The sequence below is a fragment of the Gimesia panareensis genome (assembly GCF_007748155.1).
Taxonomy (GTDB): Bacteria; Planctomycetota; Planctomycetia; order Planctomycetales; family Planctomycetaceae; genus Gimesia; species Gimesia panareensis.
The window spans coordinates 2011399-2028282 of the sequence record NZ_CP037421.1; the positions used below are offsets into that span (position 1 = coordinate 2011399).

Sequence of the window (16884 nt, forward strand, 5' to 3'; positions counted from 1 at the left end):
GTATGAGGTACCTCCCGCTCGCTGCGCTCGGCCTGATTTGTGCTTGAGTACGCATCCAGGGCATTGCATACTCGAGGGATTCAACGGTGAATCCGTTTTGGTGATACGTTTGCAGGAGAGGAGCTTCATCCATGGATATCGAAGAGTTCAGTCAAAGCGATCTGTGCAGCTCAGCTGATCTGTTGAAGGCGCTCTATGAATTTGATCGCGACAATGATGAGCAGGACTGGGGATATCTGGATGGGCTGCAATTGTCGGAATTTGAATCCTACGGTGGAACGATACTGTATGATCCTGCTTTGACCCCCGTCAATACGCTCACATTTGCCAATACAGGCGGCGACGATGTGCATTTCGGGTTACTGGCCATCAACGGAAAATATGGTGATACCTCGCCGGTCGTGATGACGGTGCCGATGGCTGACCTTGACCCAGTCAATGCCAACTTCATCTTAGGTCATTCTGTGTATGAATTTCTGTGCCTGGGTTGTGTGCATGGATTTTTCAGCCTGGAAGAACTGGCCTATGGTGGGGTGGACGAACTGGTGGAACTGTTTTCCGAACCGCCGGACCATGAAGAAGACCTCGTGTTCTCAAAGTTCCGGGAGCGGCTGAAGCTCAAACCCTGGACTGAAATTCCCCGCCGGCTGGCAGAGCTGGAATCGCATTATAAGTCGCAGCTGGTATTTGAATCTTCCGGTGAATGAATCCTGGTGGCTGGTCTGTTTTTTTACTACCACGAAAAACACGAAAGACACGAAAAGTTTTCAGGCAGAAGTACGGTAAATAGAATGGGTGGTGCCGGATGTAATCCGGTATTGCCGGAGGCAACAGGAAACTGACCGAGTAAAGGTGCGATCTGATATTTCTCTTACGATCTAAATACAGATAGGCTTGATAGGAAACGAACAGTTTCTAGTTTGAACGCAACACTGTCAGTTTCCTGCTCGCTATGCTCGGCCCGAATTTTATTCGGGCTCACCCCTGTTTTTGGGGTGATGAATCTGCACCACTTCGCCTTTTTCAGCTTGGCTGATACGTGCCGTTGAATAAACTGGATTTTGGATTGACGCCGAGCTCTTTGAGCTTTTTGTTGTAGTAGTCCTGGAATTCTTCGTCGGACAAGTCGTGGATTTCCTGGGCCGTGCGGTCGAATTCGCGGCGGGCCTGGGTGATGCTGGAGAGGTCGATGTCGAGCAGGCGGTCGATGCGTTCGCGGGCGCGGATCCGGTCGCGCTGTATGGAGTTGGGGTCGTTGATCACGGACAGGTAAAAATAAAGGGATTCGGCACGATGGACTTCGGGGGGGAGATTCACCTGTTTGACCATCTCGCGACGGGCACTGGTGATGTAACGCTCTACCGAACGACGGGAGAGATTGTATTTCTCGCTGACAGCCTGTTTGATGTCCGTCGTGTCCTTGCTCAGGCTGATCAGTTTGATGATGAGTCGAATGACCTGTTTGCGTTCTTCCTGGCTGAGATGGGTTTGGGTTTTTGAAGGAGTCGTGGTCATATCTGTGGTTCCTGAAAAAAGTCAATGGGCTGACGGGGTGCTTCTGAGGATTGAGATCATGCAGAGTGGCTCGCAGCGGTCAAGAGGAGTACTGCGGGGCCCCGTGTCAGAATTGGTTTTATGCGGTGTTAAGCGGGAGAGGAGTGACCGAAAGTGGTTGAAACTGGAAAAAAATGGTACGGAACAGAGAGAAGGTATGTGGAAAGATCAGGTGAAGAACTGGAAAAATCGGTGGGTGTTCCAGTGACTGTCTGTAACCAGCGCGACAGATTCACTATCGAAAACAGGCGTGCTCGCGCGCGCGACGCAGAACCGAGGTTGTACGATTTGGCGGGAGCGGTTCAAGTGCAATCTTTTCAGTGGCTGTGACTGGTCTTCAGTGATGTGCCTGATGCACCGGAGTTTGTTTATTTCATTAACAAAAAAGCGGGTTCTGTCGAGGAGGCGGAGCAGGGAAGTTGTGGGAACGAAAATTCCGGTCTGGCAGGGCGAAGAAAGGGATATTTCGGGGGGAATGCAGGTAAAAGTATCAAAATACTTTGTTATTTAGTTCATCGAGTGCCGGTTTGGGTTTATAATCGACGATGATGGAAATTCAGGCCTTTTAATGTCTCTCCATCCCTCCTGGTCTGAATCCATCCTCCAGAGCCTGCTTTCCCAAAGCGTATTGAGTGCGTTCATCATTGAAAAGCTTCGAGAAGGAGAACTCCCTTGCGTTCTTTCCTGATTTCATCCTGCCTGACACTGCTGATTTCTTCCTTCTGTCTGGTGACGGACTCCCGCGCCAATGACAACGTGAAAACAGCGAATGTCCCGCCGCAGGCCGGCATTGAATTTTTCGAAAACAAGATCCGCCCGGTGCTGGTGGAACACTGTTACGAATGCCATTCGGGGAAACCCGATCCGGAGAGTGCCTCGTTCGTGCTGGACAGCCGCGCGGGGATGTTGCAGGGAGGCGATTCCGGGAAAGCGGTGGTGCCGGGCAATCTCAAGCAGAGTCTGATTCTGCAGGCGCTGGAACACGATCCCGATTTTTACGCGATGCCGCCGGATGAGAAGCTGCCCGCGCACGTGATCGCCGACTTCCGCAAATGGATTCAGATGGGCGCGCCCGATCCGCGGAAAGGGGATGTGCCCGCGCCTGCGAAGGTTACCGCTGAGGCGGGGATCGATTTTGACAAGGAGCGCGAGTTCTGGTCGTTTCGTCCGTTGACCCGTCCGGAAGTTCCCAAAGTCAAACAGCAGGACTGGGCACGGAATGACATCGACAGGTTCATTCTGCAGAAGCTGGAAGCGAAGTCGATGCAGCCGGCTGCGGCAGCAGATCGGCAGACGCTGGTGCGTCGGGTTTATTTTGATCTGACAGGACTGCCTCCCTCACCGGCACAGATTCAGGAGTTTGTCAACGATCCTTCGCCGCAGGCGTATGAGCATCTGGTCGATCGGCTGTTGGATTCGCCCCGCTTCGGGGAGACGTGGGGGCGTCACTGGCTGGACCTGGCCCGCTACGCGGATTCGAACGGGCTGGATATCAACCTCACGTTTTACAATGCGTGGCGGTACCGGGATTATGTGATCAAGGCATTCAACGAAGACAAGCCGTACGATCAGTTCATTCGCGAACAGATCGCCGGCGACCTGCTGCCTTACGAGAACGATGACGAGCGGACGCGGAATATTGTAGCGACCGGTTTCCTGGTGATGGGCGCGAAAATGCTCAGCGAGCGGGATAAAGAGAAGCTGCGGATGGATGTCGTCGATGAGCAGATCGATGTGACGGGGCGGGCCTTTATGGGGATGACCCTCGGCTGTGCCCGCTGTCACGATCATAAGTTCGATCCGATTCCGATGTCCGATTATTACGCACTGGCGGGGATCTTCCGCAGTACAGAGACGGTGCATGGAATTCGGTTGAATAACCAGTTTGTCTCAGGCTGGATGACGCGGCCGCTGCCGATCAAGCCGGAACATAAAGCGGCGTTGGAGAAATACGAAGCCGACCTGGCGAAGCTGGAAAAACAGTTGAAGGACGATTCCCAGGCCCTGAAGAAACTGGAGGGGGGAACCTCACAGCAGACAAAGCTGGAAGCACTGGCAGGGATCGTAGTCGATGATGCTCAGGCGCAGAAAACCGGGGCGTGGAAAGATTCGACCTACTCAAAGAATTATCTGGGCGTCGGCTATGTGCACGACATGAACGAAGGGCAGGGGAAGAAGGCGATTCGCTTCACTCCCGATCTGCCTGCTGCCGGAAAGTATGAGGTCCGCTTTGCTTTTCCGGGAAGCAAGGGACGCGCCAACCGGGTGCCAGTGACGATTCATTCGCTGCAGGGAACGAAGACGGTTTACGTCGATCAGACGAAGTCGGGTCCGATCGACGGGATCTTCACTTCGCTGGGTGTGTTCGAATTTGCTGCCGGCGATACGAGCTTTGTAGAGATCTCGAACAAAGGGGCTTTCGGTTATGTGGTTGTCGATGCCGTGCAGTTCCTGCCGCAATTCAAGCTGCCGAAACAGCGGGAAGTGCTGGTGGCGAAGAAGCCGCATGAGGGAGCTGAGAACGCAGCCCGCCCGCGGCAGGTCGCTCAGTTGAAGCAGAGTGTGAAACATCTTGAGGCTGAGATTAAGAAGTTAAAAGCGAATGCACCGCCGCCCGCACCGATGGCGCTGGCAGTGGGTGAGCAACCCGACCCTGCGGATTACCGGATCGCCCGGCGGGGGAATATATATCAACTGGGTGATAAAGTCGATCGTGGTTTTCTGACGATTGCGACTTTGAAAGAGCAGCCTGAGGTCAGTCCGAAACAGAGTGGACGCCTGGAACTGGCGGAGTGGCTGAGCCGATCGCAGAATCCGCTGACGAGTCGCGTGATGGCGAACCGGATCTGGAAGCACCTGTTCGGGAACGGGCTGGTGCGGAGCGTCGATAACTTCGGGCATCTGGGTGAGCAGCCCACGCATCCGGAGCTGCTGGACTACCTCGCGCAGCGGTTTGTCTCGGAAGGCTGGTCGATGAAGACGCTGATTCGTGAAATCATGGTAAGCAGTGCTTATCGGATGAGTTCGGACTTCAGCGCCGCACAGTATCAGAAAGATCCGGGTAACCACCTGGTGTGGCGGATGAATCGCCGACGGTTGTCAGCCGAGAGCATTCGCGATTCGGTGCTGACGATTTCCGGCAAGCTCGATCTGGAGATGGGGGGATCGGTGGTCTCTGAATATCCGGAGCAGGCGATCAACCCGAACAGTAACAAGAAGGTGGGAGCGAATCCGAGCGAGTTCCGCCGGAGCGTTTATCTGCCGATCGTGCGGGGGAGTGTCCCTTCCGCGCTGACCGTGTTTGATTTTCCCGCCCCGGAAATGCTGGTGGGGAATCGGTCGGTCACCACGGTGCCGGCCCAGGCGCTGTTTATGATGAACAGCCCGTTTGTGATCTCCCAGGCGGAAGCGACCGCGGAACGGATTTTGAAACACGAGAAACAGAGCGATCGCGAGCGGGTCTCACAATTGTACCTGACCTGCCTGGGACGGGAGGCGAATACGAAAGAGCAGGCCGAGGCGCTGCAGTACATCGATTCGCTGTTCGGACTGCATCTGAAAGAGAATGACGACAAGACCAAGGCCCGGCAGAAAGCGTGGGCTTCGTACTGTCAGATTCTGTTTGCTTCGACCGAGTTTCGCTTTTTGAATTAGACTGACAACTGAAACCTGAGTTTCGAGTTGGTTTACTGTTATAGAGAGTTGGATTGGCTATGGATGCATTGAATTTTTCCCGACGTCAGATGTTGAAGTCATCGGCTTGTGGATTCGGATATATGGCGCTGGCGGGGTTGAGCGCGGAAGCGGCGCTCAAGAGCCAGTCGCCGCTGGCGTCGAAAGAGCCGCACTTTGCGCCGCGGGCGAAGCGGGTGATCTTTCTGTTCATGCATGGCGGTCCGAGCCACGTGGATACGTTCGACTACAAGCCTCGGTTGAACAAAGAGGATGGTCAGCGACTACCTTTCAAGGCGGCGAAGAATATCGATAAGTCATCACGGGATAATCTGCGGCTGATGAAGTCTCCCTGGAAGTTCAAGCAGCGGGGGGAGAGCGGCCTGTGGATTTCGGAACTGTTTGAGAACGTAGCGGAGCATGCGGACGATTTGTGCGTGATCAACTCGATGCACACCAACGGTCAGTCGCACGGGCAGGCGGTGATGAAGCTGCATACCGGTTCGGACAGCCTGGTGCGGCCTTCGGTCGGTTCGTGGATGGTGTATGGACTGGGGACCGAAAACAACAATCTGCCCGGGTTCATTTCGATCTGTCCTTCGCGGGGGCATGGGGGCGTGCGGAATTACGGGAGCGCGTTTCTGCCTGCGGTTTACCAGGGGACGGCGATTGGCGATGCGGATACTAAAGCGAAAGAGGCGCAGATCAAGTTCCTGGCGAACCACAGCACGTCGGCCCTTGAACAGCGGAAACAGCTGTCGCTGCTGCAGGCGATGAACGAACGGCATCTGAAAGAGGTCAAAGTCGATAATGAAATCGAAGGGGTGATTAACTCTTACGAGCTCGCTTTCCGGATGCAGTCGGAAGTGCCCACGCTGATGGATTTGAGTGCCGAGACGAAAGAGACGCACGCACTGTATGGGATCGATGACAAGACGACGGAGAACTTCGGGCGTCAGTGTCTGATGGCGCGACGGTTTGCCGAGGCGGGTGTGCGTTACATCGAAGTTGCACTGGGGAACAATCGCTGGGATCAGCATAGCGGACTGAAGAATGGTCACGAACGGAACTCGCAACAGGTCGACAAGCCGATTGCCGGTCTGCTGGCGGACCTGAAGCAGCGGGGGCTGCTGGAAGATACACTGGTGGTCTGGGGCGGTGAATTCGGCCGAACCCCGATCGCCCAGGGTAAGAACGGCCGAGATCACAATCCGCAGGGGTACTCAATGTGGCTGGCGGGAGCCGGGGTGAAGAAGGGACACGTGCACGGGGCGACCGACGAATACGGTTACTATGCGACCCGGGACAAGGTGCATATCCACGATCTGCATGCGACGCTGCTGCACCTGATGGGGATGGATCACAAGCGGCTGACTTACCGTTATGCAGGCCGCGACTTCCGCCTGACCGATGTGTACGGCGAAGTCGTACATGAGATTATGACCAGCTGACAAGGACAGAGCGGGAGGGAACCCGATCATTCTGACGACTGTCCACAGGGAAAGGATTCCTTAGATGTTTCTCGATTCTGTTCAAAAGCCCTTAAACCGAAAGCGTTTAAGGGGTTCTGGTCACTGCTGCGTCCCCGATGTGGGTGGTTGCAGAATTTCGTCGGAATCGGTACAATCCTTTGCTTTGGTGGACTTTGCGCGCAACTCGTTGTCAATTCTTGAGATATGAACCTGTTGCGGATCTGTAAAGTGCTGAATTCCAGTCTTAGAAAACTTTGAAAACCTGAAGAATTATAATGGCTGACAACAACGACGCGCTGGTCGAAACCGCGGTAGAGAGTATGGCAGCTGCCACAACCCTTGCCGAGCTGGATGAGGTGCGTGTCCAGTACCTGGGAAAAAAGGGAAAACTGCGAGCCCTGCAGGCCGAATTGAAATCGCTGTCCCCCGAGGAGAAGCGTGAATTCGGGAAGATGCTCAACAGCGTCAAAGAGCGGATTCAGACGGTGCTGAATGATCGCAAAGAGGCTCTGGAAGCCAGCGAGAAATCGGGGCCGGAGCTCGAAGCGATCGACGTGACACTGCCCGGCTTGCGAACGCTGCCGGGCCATCGTCATCCGCTGATCGCGACGATGGAAGAGGTGAAGTCGATTCTGCTTGGCCTGGGATTTCGTTATGACGATTACCCGGAAGTCGAATCGGAGTTCTTCAACTTTGATGCCTTGAACACACCCGACTGGCATCCCGCGCGGGACATGCACGACTCGTTCTATACCACCAAGGGGAACGTGCTGCGAACTCATACGTCGGCCTTCCAGACGCGGGCGATGAAGCAGTTCGGTCCGCCGCCATTACGGGCGATGACCTCGGGACGCTGTTACCGGCGGGACGAGATCGATGCGTCGCACTTCCCGATTTTCCATCAGCTGGACGTGATCGCCATTGATGAGAATATCAGTTTTGCGGATCTGAAATGGGTGTTGTACCAGGTGGCCAGCAGTCTGTTTGGCGACGACGTGCAGCTCCGGTTCCGCCCGAGTTATTTCCCGTTCACCACGCCGAGCGCGGAAGTGGATGTGATGTTCAACGGGAAGTGGCTGGAAATTCTGGGCGCGGGAATGATTCGTCCCGAAGTCCTGGAAGCCGGCGGTGTCGACCCCGAGAAATGGCAGGGCTTTGCCTTTGGTCTGGGTCTGGACCGGATGGCGATGATCCGGCACGGCATTACCGATATCCGCTACATGTATGAAAACGAAGAAGCGTTTTTACGTCAGTTCTAATCATTCTTTCGGAACACTCACTGACGTAATTTTTCTGTCATAGAGAGAAAACGATGCACATTAATACTGGTTGGTTGCGCGATTACCTGTCGGCGGATTGCAAAGAGAGCGAACTGCTGGATGCCCTGATGACGGTCGGGCTGGAAATCGAAGAAGAACATCACCTGGGCCAGGCTTTGGCGCCCATCCGGATCGGTTTTATCCGGGAGAAGAAGCCGCTGGCGGGTGCAGATCATCTGTTCGAATGCCAGGTGGAAATCGAAAAAGGGAAGCTGGTCACCATTGTCTGTGCGACCGCGCATCCGGTGGAAGTGGGCTGGGGCGTGCCCGTGGCGGTGGCCGGTACGAAGCTGCCCAGCGGGGCTCTGATTTCCGAAGGTAAGATCAAAGGGACGATGTCGCAGGGGATGATCTGCCTGGATGGCGAAATGGGGCTGATTGCCCGTTCGACGGGGCTGCAGGTCTTCGAAGACGAAGCGACGCTGGGAGCCAGTCTGCCTTCGGTTGCTCCGATTGAAGAATCGCTGGTGGAAGTCTCGGTGCTGCCGAACCGTCCCGACTGCCTGGGGATGATCGGTGTGGCCCGCGAAGTGGCTGCCGTCCTCGACATGGAATTGAAATATCCGAGTGCCCGTGAACTGAGTTCTGCCGGCGCGGGTGACGCGGTGGCTGTTGAGATTGCCGACGATTCGCTCTGTTCACGTTATACATGCCAGGTATTTGACGGCGTCCAGGTGCGGAAGTCGCCTCACTGGCTGCAGAGCCGGTTGCAGACGGCCGGTCTGCGGGCGATCAATAATGTGGTCGACATCACCAACTTCGTGATGCTGGAATGGGGACAGCCGCTGCATGCCTTCGATTTTGACAGCCTGAAGGGGAACAAGATTGAAGTCCGCCGGATTAAAGAAGGCGAAACCCTGAAGCTGCTGGATGATTCCGAAGTGGATGCGAAAGAGCAGCCACTGGTGATTGCCGACGGCGAGAAACCGATCGCGCTGGCCGGGATCATGGGAGGCTCAGATTCGCAGACGACGGCTGAGTCGAAGCGGATTCTGCTGGAGTCGGCCTGTTTCGATCCGGTCTGCATCCGTACTTCGTCCCGCAAGCTGAAGATCAGCACGGATTCTTCTTACCGCTTCGAGCGGGGAACCGATCCAAACGGGATGCTGAGCGGTGCGTTCAACCGGGCTGCGGAGCTGCTGCAGGATCCGGAACTTTCCGGGGCCAAACCGGCTTCGCCTGTGACAGACAGTTATCCGAACGTCAAACAGCCCACACAGTTTCCCCTGGATGCACCACGCATTTCGAAAATTCTGGGGGCAGAGATCACCAATCAGCAGATTACGGACTGTCTCTCCAAACTGGAAATGACGCACGACGACAAAACCATTTCGGTGCCGACCTGGCGGGTGGATGTGAATAACCCGGTGGTGCTGGCCGAGGATGTGGCCCGGCTGTTACGTTATGACAGTATCGTGATGAAGCCGATGGTGGCGACTACGACCAAGGGCCGGTATTCCGAAGCGGATACACTGCGGAGCAAGATTGCGAGCTTCCTGACTGGAAACGGGTTCCTGGAAAGCCGGACTCCCCCACTGACGACCGAGCAGACCGCGCTGGCGTTCAGCCAGTGGCCGGGCGAATCGATTCAGGTGCAGAACCCGATTTCCAAAGAGATGACGACGCTGCGTCAGAGTCTGGTGGGGAGCCTGGTGGAAGTCGCGGAACGCAATGCCCGCCGCGGGGCCAGCAGTTTCCGCTTCTTCGAAATCGACCGGACCTTCCGCGAGAACAATTCTGAAAACGATGAGCGGTGGATGGTTGGCGGCGTGCTGGGCGGCCCGATCAATGACGCTGCCTGGATCGCTCGGGAGAGCGAGATCGACTTCCTGCGTGCCAAGGGGCTGCTGGAAAACCTGTTGGCGCATCTGGAAGTCGAGCAGGTCACCTATACCAATGAAGTGCCGGCCCTGGGATACCGGGTGGAAGAGTTCGCCGTGATTTCACATGACGGCGAGCGGATTGGGGCGCTGGGGCGCATCGACCTGGGGGCCTTGGGAATTAAAGACCGGGCACGCGTGCCTCTGTATGGATTCGAGCTGGATATCTCGACGCTGCTCAAGGGGAGAGGACCGGCCCGGATGTTCGCCGGTCTGGCGCGGACGCAGCTGATTGCCCGTGATATTTCGATTCTGGTTCCCGCGGATCTGCCTTACCTGGAGATCGAGCGGTCACTGGAGAATGCGTTTGCGACTGCCGTAGCGAACCTGGAGGCAGAGCCCCGCAAAGAGAGCGAAGGGGATGTTGTCCTGCAGCCGAAGCTGGAAAACGTCGTCTGCATCGATACCTTCGAAGGGGAAAGTGTCGGGGAGGGGGCGAAGAGCCTGACGATCCGGATGCAGTTCCGCGACGAGAACCACACGCTGACCTCGGGCGAGGCGCAGCAGCTGATGGACTTTGTCGTGAAGCAGTTGCAGTCCGAGCACGGAGCGGTCCAGCGGTAACGTTCGCTGTCGATTCCGATTCAATCGATCGATGAAAGCACACCTCAGATCCGTGGGGTGTGCTTTTTTCTATTATAGGGAATGCCTCTCCTGAACAGGTTGCCCTATTCCGGTTTGAGCCGGGGGGTATAACGGGTCGTGAGCCTGCTCCGTTTCCTGTTCTGATTTCTGGCCCTTTTTGGGGAATGGGGAGCGGCGGCTCACTTTCGTGTCAGCAGCCGGGATGGGTCGGATCTCAGTTCTTTGAGAAAGTTACCAGGATCTTCCAGAATGCAGTTGAAAACGTCGCTCGGATAGATTATATATTATATATAATCAGTTGGCTGTGAGACTGATCCTTCCAACCCGAGCCTCATTCCCGTGTAATCAATCAAGCGCCTAAGTATTGTCCGTTGCATTACAAGCGTGCCAGGATGCTGAGCCATGAGACGACTGTTGCTGTTGGCATTTGGATTCTTCTGCCTCATTTCTGCGGTCGAGAAACGTACGCTCTTCGCGGCGGAAGCGGATCTGAAGCAGGCAGAATTCTTCGAGAAACGGATCCGGCCACTGCTGATTGCGGAATGTTATGACTGCCACAGTGAGGATTCCGTGGAAAGCGGGTTGCGCGTTGATTCGCTGTCGGGATTGATTCGAGGGGGCGAGCGTGGTCCTGCCCTGGTGCCGGGCAAGCCGAAAGAAAGCCTGTTGATCAGCGCGGTGCAGCACAGCGGCCAGCTGCATATGCCCCTGAAAGATAAGCTGAGCCAGAAAGAGATCGCCGATTTGATTCAATGGGTTGAAGCAGGCGCTTACTGGCCGAATGCGAAGCCGATCTCGGAAATCAGGAAAGAAGCCGAGGGGGAAACGGGACCGCTGTTTACAAAAGCAGAGCAGGAGTTCTGGGCGTTTCAACCGCCGCGGGAACCGAAGGTGCCGGAGACCCGGAACCGGGAGTGGGCACAGCAGCCGCTGGATCAGTTTGTCTTGTCACGTCTGGAACAGGCGGACGCAAAGCCGGCTGCACGCGCCGATAAGCAGACGCTGATCAGGCGGGCGACGTTCGATCTGATCGGCCTGCCACCGACACGCAAGGAAGTCGAAGCATTTCTGGCCGACGATTCCCCGGATGCATTTGCAAAAGTGATTGATCGTTTGCTGGCATCACCGCGCTATGGTGAGCGCTGGGGGCGGCACTGGCTGGATGTAGCACGCTATGCCGATTCAAACGGTCTCGACGAAAACCTGTCGTACGCGAATGCGTTCCGCTATCGGGATTATGTGATCGCCGCCTTTAATCAGGACAAACCTTTCGATCAGTTCGTGCAGGAACAGCTGGCGGGAGACATTCTCGCGAATCAACCGGGGGCGGAGCACCGTGCTGAGAAAATCACCGCAACCGGCTTCCTGTCCATCGGGGCCAAGATGCTGGCTGAAGATGACGAAGTCAAAATGCAGATGGATATCATCGACGAACAGCTGGATACGGTGGGGCGGACTTTTATGGGGCTGACCCTGGGGTGTGCCCGCTGCCATTCGCATAAGTTCGATCCGATTCCGATTGAAGATTACTATTCGCTGGCGGGGATCTTCAAAAGTACGAAGACCATGGAAAACTTCAACGTGGTCGCCCGCTGGCAGGAACAGATGCTGGCCAGTCCCGAAGAGATCAAGGCGCTGGAGCAGCAGCAACAGCAGATCGCGCAGCTGGATGCTGAGATCAAAGACATCGTAAAACTGGCTGATGAAGAGTTTCTGTCAGCAGAGCGGAAACGGGTGGCCGACTATCTGCTGGCCGCTTCAATCAAGAATGAAATGGACCAGATGCTGAAAGCGACCGGGCCGATTGGTGCCGATACGGATGCTTATCAGTCTCACTCGGCAATCATTGTCGAAGCGGAAAACTTTCAGTCCGGTAACGTCAAGAAAGCAACGACCGGGTACGGCGAAGGGATTGGCGTCATCTACAACAAGGGGACGCTCCCCAACATTGCCGAGTATGAAATTGAAATTCCGAAAGCCGGCCGTTATCAGTTCGAAATCCGCTATGCGGCAGCTCAGTCCCGGCCGGTAGAACTTTCGATTAACGGTCAACTGGTCAAAAAAGAGGCGACCAGTGAGGTGACTGGCAGCTGGTATCCCAAGTCACAAGAGTGGAAAGTGGAAGGCTTCTTTCTGCTGAAGCAGGGGAAGAACCGGGTGCGGCTGGAGAGCAAGATTCCATTTCCGCATATTGATAAGCTGCTGATCGCCGAGCCTCGCAAAACCGTCGAGCAACCGGTGAACCCACTGGCTGAGATCCCCGCCTCGGAGAAAACACTGACCGGCAGCGTGACGATGCAGTGGGCCGCTTATCTTAAGCAGGTGTCGGGGGAGACATCAGCTCCGTTTGCTGTCTGGAATTCTTTGATCGAGACCGGAGTGCTACCGGAAAAACTGAGTGGTCCCTATGAACGATTCGGTTCCCTCAAAGATCTGCCAGCAAAAGCGCGTCTTCGCAAAGCGGCTGAGCTGTATGCCGGTCTGTTCCAGGAAGTCGAACAGGAATGGGAGGCCTACCAGAAGACAGATGCCGGCAAACAGGCGAAAGGCCTGCCCGACGCGGAACGGGAAGCGATTCGACAAGTCCTGGTTGATCCCAAGGGACCGTTCGCTTTGCCCTCGGATCGGGAGAATTATTATGCGGCCCGGTTCAAAGAGGAACTGACCGCAAAACGGGAAACAAAGAAAAAGCAGGAAGCGGCGTTGCCGGTGTACCCGACGGCAATGTCGGTTTCGGAACAGAAGCCGGAAAACTTGAAGGTACATTTGCGGGGCAGTCACTTTACTCTTGGTAAAGAAGTCCCCCGCCAGTTCCTGCGGATCATTGAGGGAGAAGAGCAGACTCCCATCGACGACAAACACAGCGGTCGTCTGCAGCTGGCCCAGTGGCTGACCAGCGGTTCGCATCCGCTGACGGCACGCGTGATGGTGAACCGCATCTGGCGGTGGCACTTTGGTGAGGGACTTGTCAGAACGCCGGATAACTTTGGAAAACTGGGGGAACGTCCCACGCATCCGGAACTGCTGGACTGGCTGGCGGTGCAGTTTGTGAAACAGGGCTGGTCGATCAAAGAGATGCATCGGCTGATCATGCTTTCGTCGACGTATCAGATGAGTTCCGAGTACAACCCGGAGCTGGCGGCACGCGATCCCGAGAACCGTCTGTTGTGGCGGATGAATCGCAAGCGTCTGGAAGCGGAGGCGATCCGTGATTCGATTCTGAAGGTGTGCGGCAATCTGGATCTGGAGATGGGGGGCTCGATGCTGGGCGTGGAGAACCGGAAATATGTGACGAGTACCCGTAATGTTAATCCGGTGATCTATCAGACCAGCCGCCGTTCGGTCTATCTGCCGATTGTTAGAAGTGCCCTGTATGAGGTACTGCAGGCATTTGATTTTGCCGATCCGAGTGTGCTGTCGGGGAACCGGGTGCATACGACGGTCGCGCCGCAGGCCTTATTTATGATGAACAGCGATTTTATGATGCAGCAGACCAGTGACTTTGCGGAGCAGGTGCTGCATGAGACGCACCTGGATCGGGCAGGGAAAGTCAAACTGATTTATGAGCGGGTCTTCAGTCGACCGGCGAGTGAGTTAGAGGTATCGCGGGCACTGACGTACCTGGATCAATACCGGCAGGATCTGGAGCCGCTGAAGATGACACCGGAAGAGAAGGAGCAGCGGACCTGGCAGAGTCTGTGCCGGGTGCTGATTTCTTCAAATGAGTTTCTGTTTGTGGACTGAAGGACAACGCGTTTGGGGAATGAATTTCCAATCCGCATGAAATGGATCGAGTTATGAACCACGGAAATCACTACCAGGGACCAGCGGGAATTTCGCGGCGGGACATGTTGCGGCGGAGTTCTGCGGGTTTTGGCAGTCTGGCTCTGGCGGGGCTGCTGGGGAGCGAAAGTCAGGCGGCAAATACGTCGCTTGTACAGCAGCCGCATTTCACACCCAAAGCCAAACGCGTGATCTTCCTGTTCATGCACGGCGGTCCTTCGCACATGGATACGTTCGACTACAAACCCCAGCTGCAGAAAGACAGCGGGAAGCCGCTCCCCTTTGATAAACCCAAGATCTTTTCGGCCCAGACGGGTAATCTGCTCGGTTCTCCCTGGAAGTTCAAGCGGCATGGTGAGAGTGGTGCCTGGGTGAGTGAGCTGTTTCCGCATGTGGCGGGCTGCGTGGATGATTTGTGTATCATCAATTCGATGTATGGTTCGAATTCGAGGCATGGCGGGGCATTGCTGGAATTGCATACCGGGAGCGACACCTTTGTGCGTCCGAGTATGGGATCGTGGATCACTTACGGCCTGGGATCGGAGAACCAGGACCTGCCGGGTTTTATCACGGTCTGCCCGACGCTGACCCACGGCGGCGTGAACGCGTACAGCTCGTCGTTTCTACCGGCCGATTACCAGGGAACGCCGATCGGCAATGCGAGTATTCCCGCAGACAAGGCGCTGATTCCCTTTATCAAAAACAAGAGTGGCGTGCCGCTGTCGACGCAGCGAAAGGAACTCGATTTTCTGCAGCAGATGAACCGGGAGCACCTGAGTGATTCGGGACCCGATGCGGCGCTGGAAGGGCGGATCAATTCGTTCGAGCTGGCGTACCGGATGCAGACGACGGCCCCGGAACTGCAGGACATCAGCGACGAGTCGGAAGCGACCCAGAAGATGTACGGGCTGGATAACGACGTGACCAAAAACTTCGGTCGTCAGTGCCTGATGGCGCGGCGGTTTGCGGAGCGGGGCGTGCGGTTCGTACAGATTACGCATAGTTACAAATGGGATCAGCATTCCGGGTTGAAGACGGCGTTGCCGCGAAACTGTCAGGAAGTGGATCAGCCGATCGCGGCTTTGATCAAAGATTTGAAATCACGGGGTCTGCTGGAAGACACGCTGGTGCTCTGGGGAGGTGAGTTCGGTCGGACCCCTGTGAGCCAGGGAGCGGATGGCCGGGATCATAACCCGCAGGGCTATACGATGTGGATGGCGGGTGGCGGAATCAAAGCGGGCATGCAGTACGGCGCCACCGACGACTATGGTTATTACGCCGTGAAGGACAAGATTCACGTACACGATCTGCACGCCACGATGCTGCATCTGCTGGGCCTGGATCATAAGCGACTGACGTATAAATTTGCCGGCCGGGATTTCCGGCTGACGGACATTCATGGCGAGGTGATGTACGACCTGTTTGCCTGAGACGATTTTCGTGACACCATCGATGTGTGTCACAAAGCGATAGACGAGGTGTGTTTTGCCACAGATTGAAGTTGAGAGTGCGTTGGTCGATGCGGAGAAACTGAAGCAGTTCTGTCTGCAGTTGCTGACCCAGGCGGATTTGAAGCCGGAGGAAGCAGAGCTGGTGGCAGATTCGCTGGTGGAATCAAACCTGCGGGGCATCGATTCGCATGGTGTGGCGCGACTGCCACACTATTTGGAGCGGATCAGGCAACAGAGCATCAAGGCGCGGCCTGCGATGCAGTGGGAGCCGCTGGGCGAGGCTGTGGGCCGGGTTGACGGCGATCATGGACTGGGCCAGCTGGCGATGGTGAAAGCCGCCGACCATGCGGTTGAGCTGGCACGGAACTCCGGGGCCGGCTGGGTTTCGATCTGTAATTCCTCGCACTGCGGCGCGCTGGCGTATTATGGATTGCGGATTGCCCGGGAGGGGATGATCGGGTTTGTGTTTACGCACGTCGATCCGATGGTCACGCCGCACGGTTCCGCAGAGCCGTTCTGTGGGACCAATCCGGTCTGCATTACGGCCCCCGGAAAAAATGAGCAGTCGCTGTGCCTGGATATGGCGACGAGTATCACGCCCTGGAATACGGTGGCCAATGCAGCCACGGAAGGGGTTGCGATCCCGAGCGGCTGGGCTCTGGATGCCAACGGGGAGGGGACGACCGACCCGCATCAGGTGGCGGCGTTGTTTCCCTTTGGCGGGTTTAAAGGTTCCGGTCTCGGGTTGTTGATTGACGTACTGTGTGCGCTATTGGGCGGCGCCCCGATTGGCCCGGATATCCCCAAAATGTATGGTGATCTTTCCCGGCGACGGTTGCTCGGCGGGATGGTCGGGGCGATTGACATCAGCCGGTTCACGGAAGTGTCCGGATTTCAGGATCGCATCGCGGATATCATCGAGCGGTGGGGGGCGTTGAAGCCTCTGACCCCGGGAGAGAAAGTGCTGTATCCCGGCGAGCCGGAAGCGTTGCAGCGGGAAGAACGTCTGCAGGCGGGGATCCCCGTGGGGCTGAATCTGATCAAAGTGTTTAACGAACTGGCGGAGCAGCGCGGGTTGCCTGGTCTGGAGACGGAAGGTTCTGTCGCTGAGGACTGCACCTCTGAGGTGGCGTCCTCAACGACGGAATCGGTGCGCTGAGAGAGCCGG

Annotated in this window: 9 protein-coding genes; 8 read left to right on the forward strand and 1 reads right to left on the reverse strand. The window is 56.2% G+C overall.

Features of this window, described 5'->3' with window-relative positions:
- Positions 1-131: 131 nt before the first annotated feature.
- On the forward strand, positions 132-707 hold the full coding sequence (locus Enr10x_RS07630) for a hypothetical protein (protein ID WP_145448629.1): 576 nt from the start codon (positions 132-134) through the stop codon (positions 705-707).
- 316 nt (positions 708-1023) lie between these two features.
- Here Enr10x_RS07630 and Enr10x_RS07635 read toward each other — a convergent pair whose 3' ends face one another.
- The gene (locus tag Enr10x_RS07635) at positions 1024-1515 is read right to left on the reverse strand and encodes a hypothetical protein (protein ID WP_145448630.1); all 492 of its coding nucleotides are present in this window, start codon (positions 1513-1515) and stop codon (positions 1024-1026) included.
- Between the two features lie 711 nt (positions 1516-2226).
- Here Enr10x_RS07635 and Enr10x_RS07640 point away from each other — a divergent pair.
- The 7 genes from Enr10x_RS07640 to Enr10x_RS07670 all read left to right on the forward strand — a co-directional run bounded on the left by Enr10x_RS07640 (position 2227) and on the right by Enr10x_RS07670 (position 16875).
- Entirely contained in the window at positions 2227-5208 is a 2982-nt protein-coding gene (locus Enr10x_RS07640) for a DUF1553 domain-containing protein (RefSeq protein WP_145448631.1), read from the forward strand.
- A gap of 59 nt (positions 5209-5267) precedes the next feature.
- Positions 5268-6677: a DUF1501 domain-containing protein gene (locus tag Enr10x_RS07645; RefSeq protein WP_145448632.1), complete on the forward strand. Its 1410-nt coding sequence runs from the start codon at positions 5268-5270 to the stop codon at positions 6675-6677.
- Positions 6678-6973: 296 nt separating this feature from the next.
- The gene (gene pheS / locus Enr10x_RS07650) at positions 6974-7957 is read left to right on the forward strand and encodes a phenylalanine--tRNA ligase subunit alpha (RefSeq protein WP_145448633.1); all 984 of its coding nucleotides are present in this window, start codon (positions 6974-6976) and stop codon (positions 7955-7957) included.
- 53 nt (positions 7958-8010) lie between these two features.
- Complete coding sequence (gene pheT, locus Enr10x_RS07655; RefSeq protein WP_145448634.1) at positions 8011-10461, forward strand: phenylalanine--tRNA ligase subunit beta; 2451 nt, start codon at positions 8011-8013, stop codon at positions 10459-10461.
- 423 nt (positions 10462-10884) lie between these two features.
- Positions 10885-14226 carry a DUF1553 domain-containing protein gene (locus Enr10x_RS07660; RefSeq protein ID WP_145448635.1) on the forward strand — a complete coding sequence of 1114 codons (3342 nt, stop codon included), beginning with the start codon at positions 10885-10887 and terminating at the stop codon, positions 14224-14226.
- 53 nt (positions 14227-14279) lie between these two features.
- A complete protein-coding gene (locus Enr10x_RS07665; RefSeq protein ID WP_145448636.1) occupies positions 14280-15695 on the forward strand; it encodes a DUF1501 domain-containing protein in 1416 nt (471 codons plus the stop codon).
- 55 nt (positions 15696-15750) lie between these two features.
- Positions 15751-16875 carry an Ldh family oxidoreductase gene (locus Enr10x_RS07670; protein WP_145448637.1) on the forward strand — a complete coding sequence of 375 codons (1125 nt, stop codon included), beginning with the start codon at positions 15751-15753 and terminating at the stop codon, positions 16873-16875.
- Positions 16876-16884: the final 9 nt, after the last annotated feature.

What these genes read in the sequence shown, in the direction of transcription:
- pheT (WP_145448634.1), top strand. Translation starts at nt 8,011, where the DNA reads ATGCACATTAATACTGGTTGGTTGCGCGATTACCTGTCGGCGGATTGC.
- Enr10x_RS07660 (WP_145448635.1), top strand. Translation starts at nt 10,885, where the DNA reads ATGAGACGACTGTTGCTGTTGGCATTTGGATTCTTCTGCCTCATTTCT.
- Enr10x_RS07665 (WP_145448636.1), top strand. Translation starts at nt 14,280, where the DNA reads ATGAACCACGGAAATCACTACCAGGGACCAGCGGGAATTTCGCGGCGG.
- Enr10x_RS07630 (WP_145448629.1), top strand. Translation starts at nt 132, where the DNA reads ATGGATATCGAAGAGTTCAGTCAAAGCGATCTGTGCAGCTCAGCTGAT.
- Enr10x_RS07645 (WP_145448632.1), top strand. Translation starts at nt 5,268, where the DNA reads ATGGATGCATTGAATTTTTCCCGACGTCAGATGTTGAAGTCATCGGCT.
- Enr10x_RS07635 (WP_145448630.1), bottom strand. Translation starts at nt 1,515, where the DNA reads ATGACCACGACTCCTTCAAAAACCCAAACCCATCTCAGCCAGGAAGAA.
- pheS (WP_145448633.1), top strand. Translation starts at nt 6,974, where the DNA reads ATGGCTGACAACAACGACGCGCTGGTCGAAACCGCGGTAGAGAGTATG.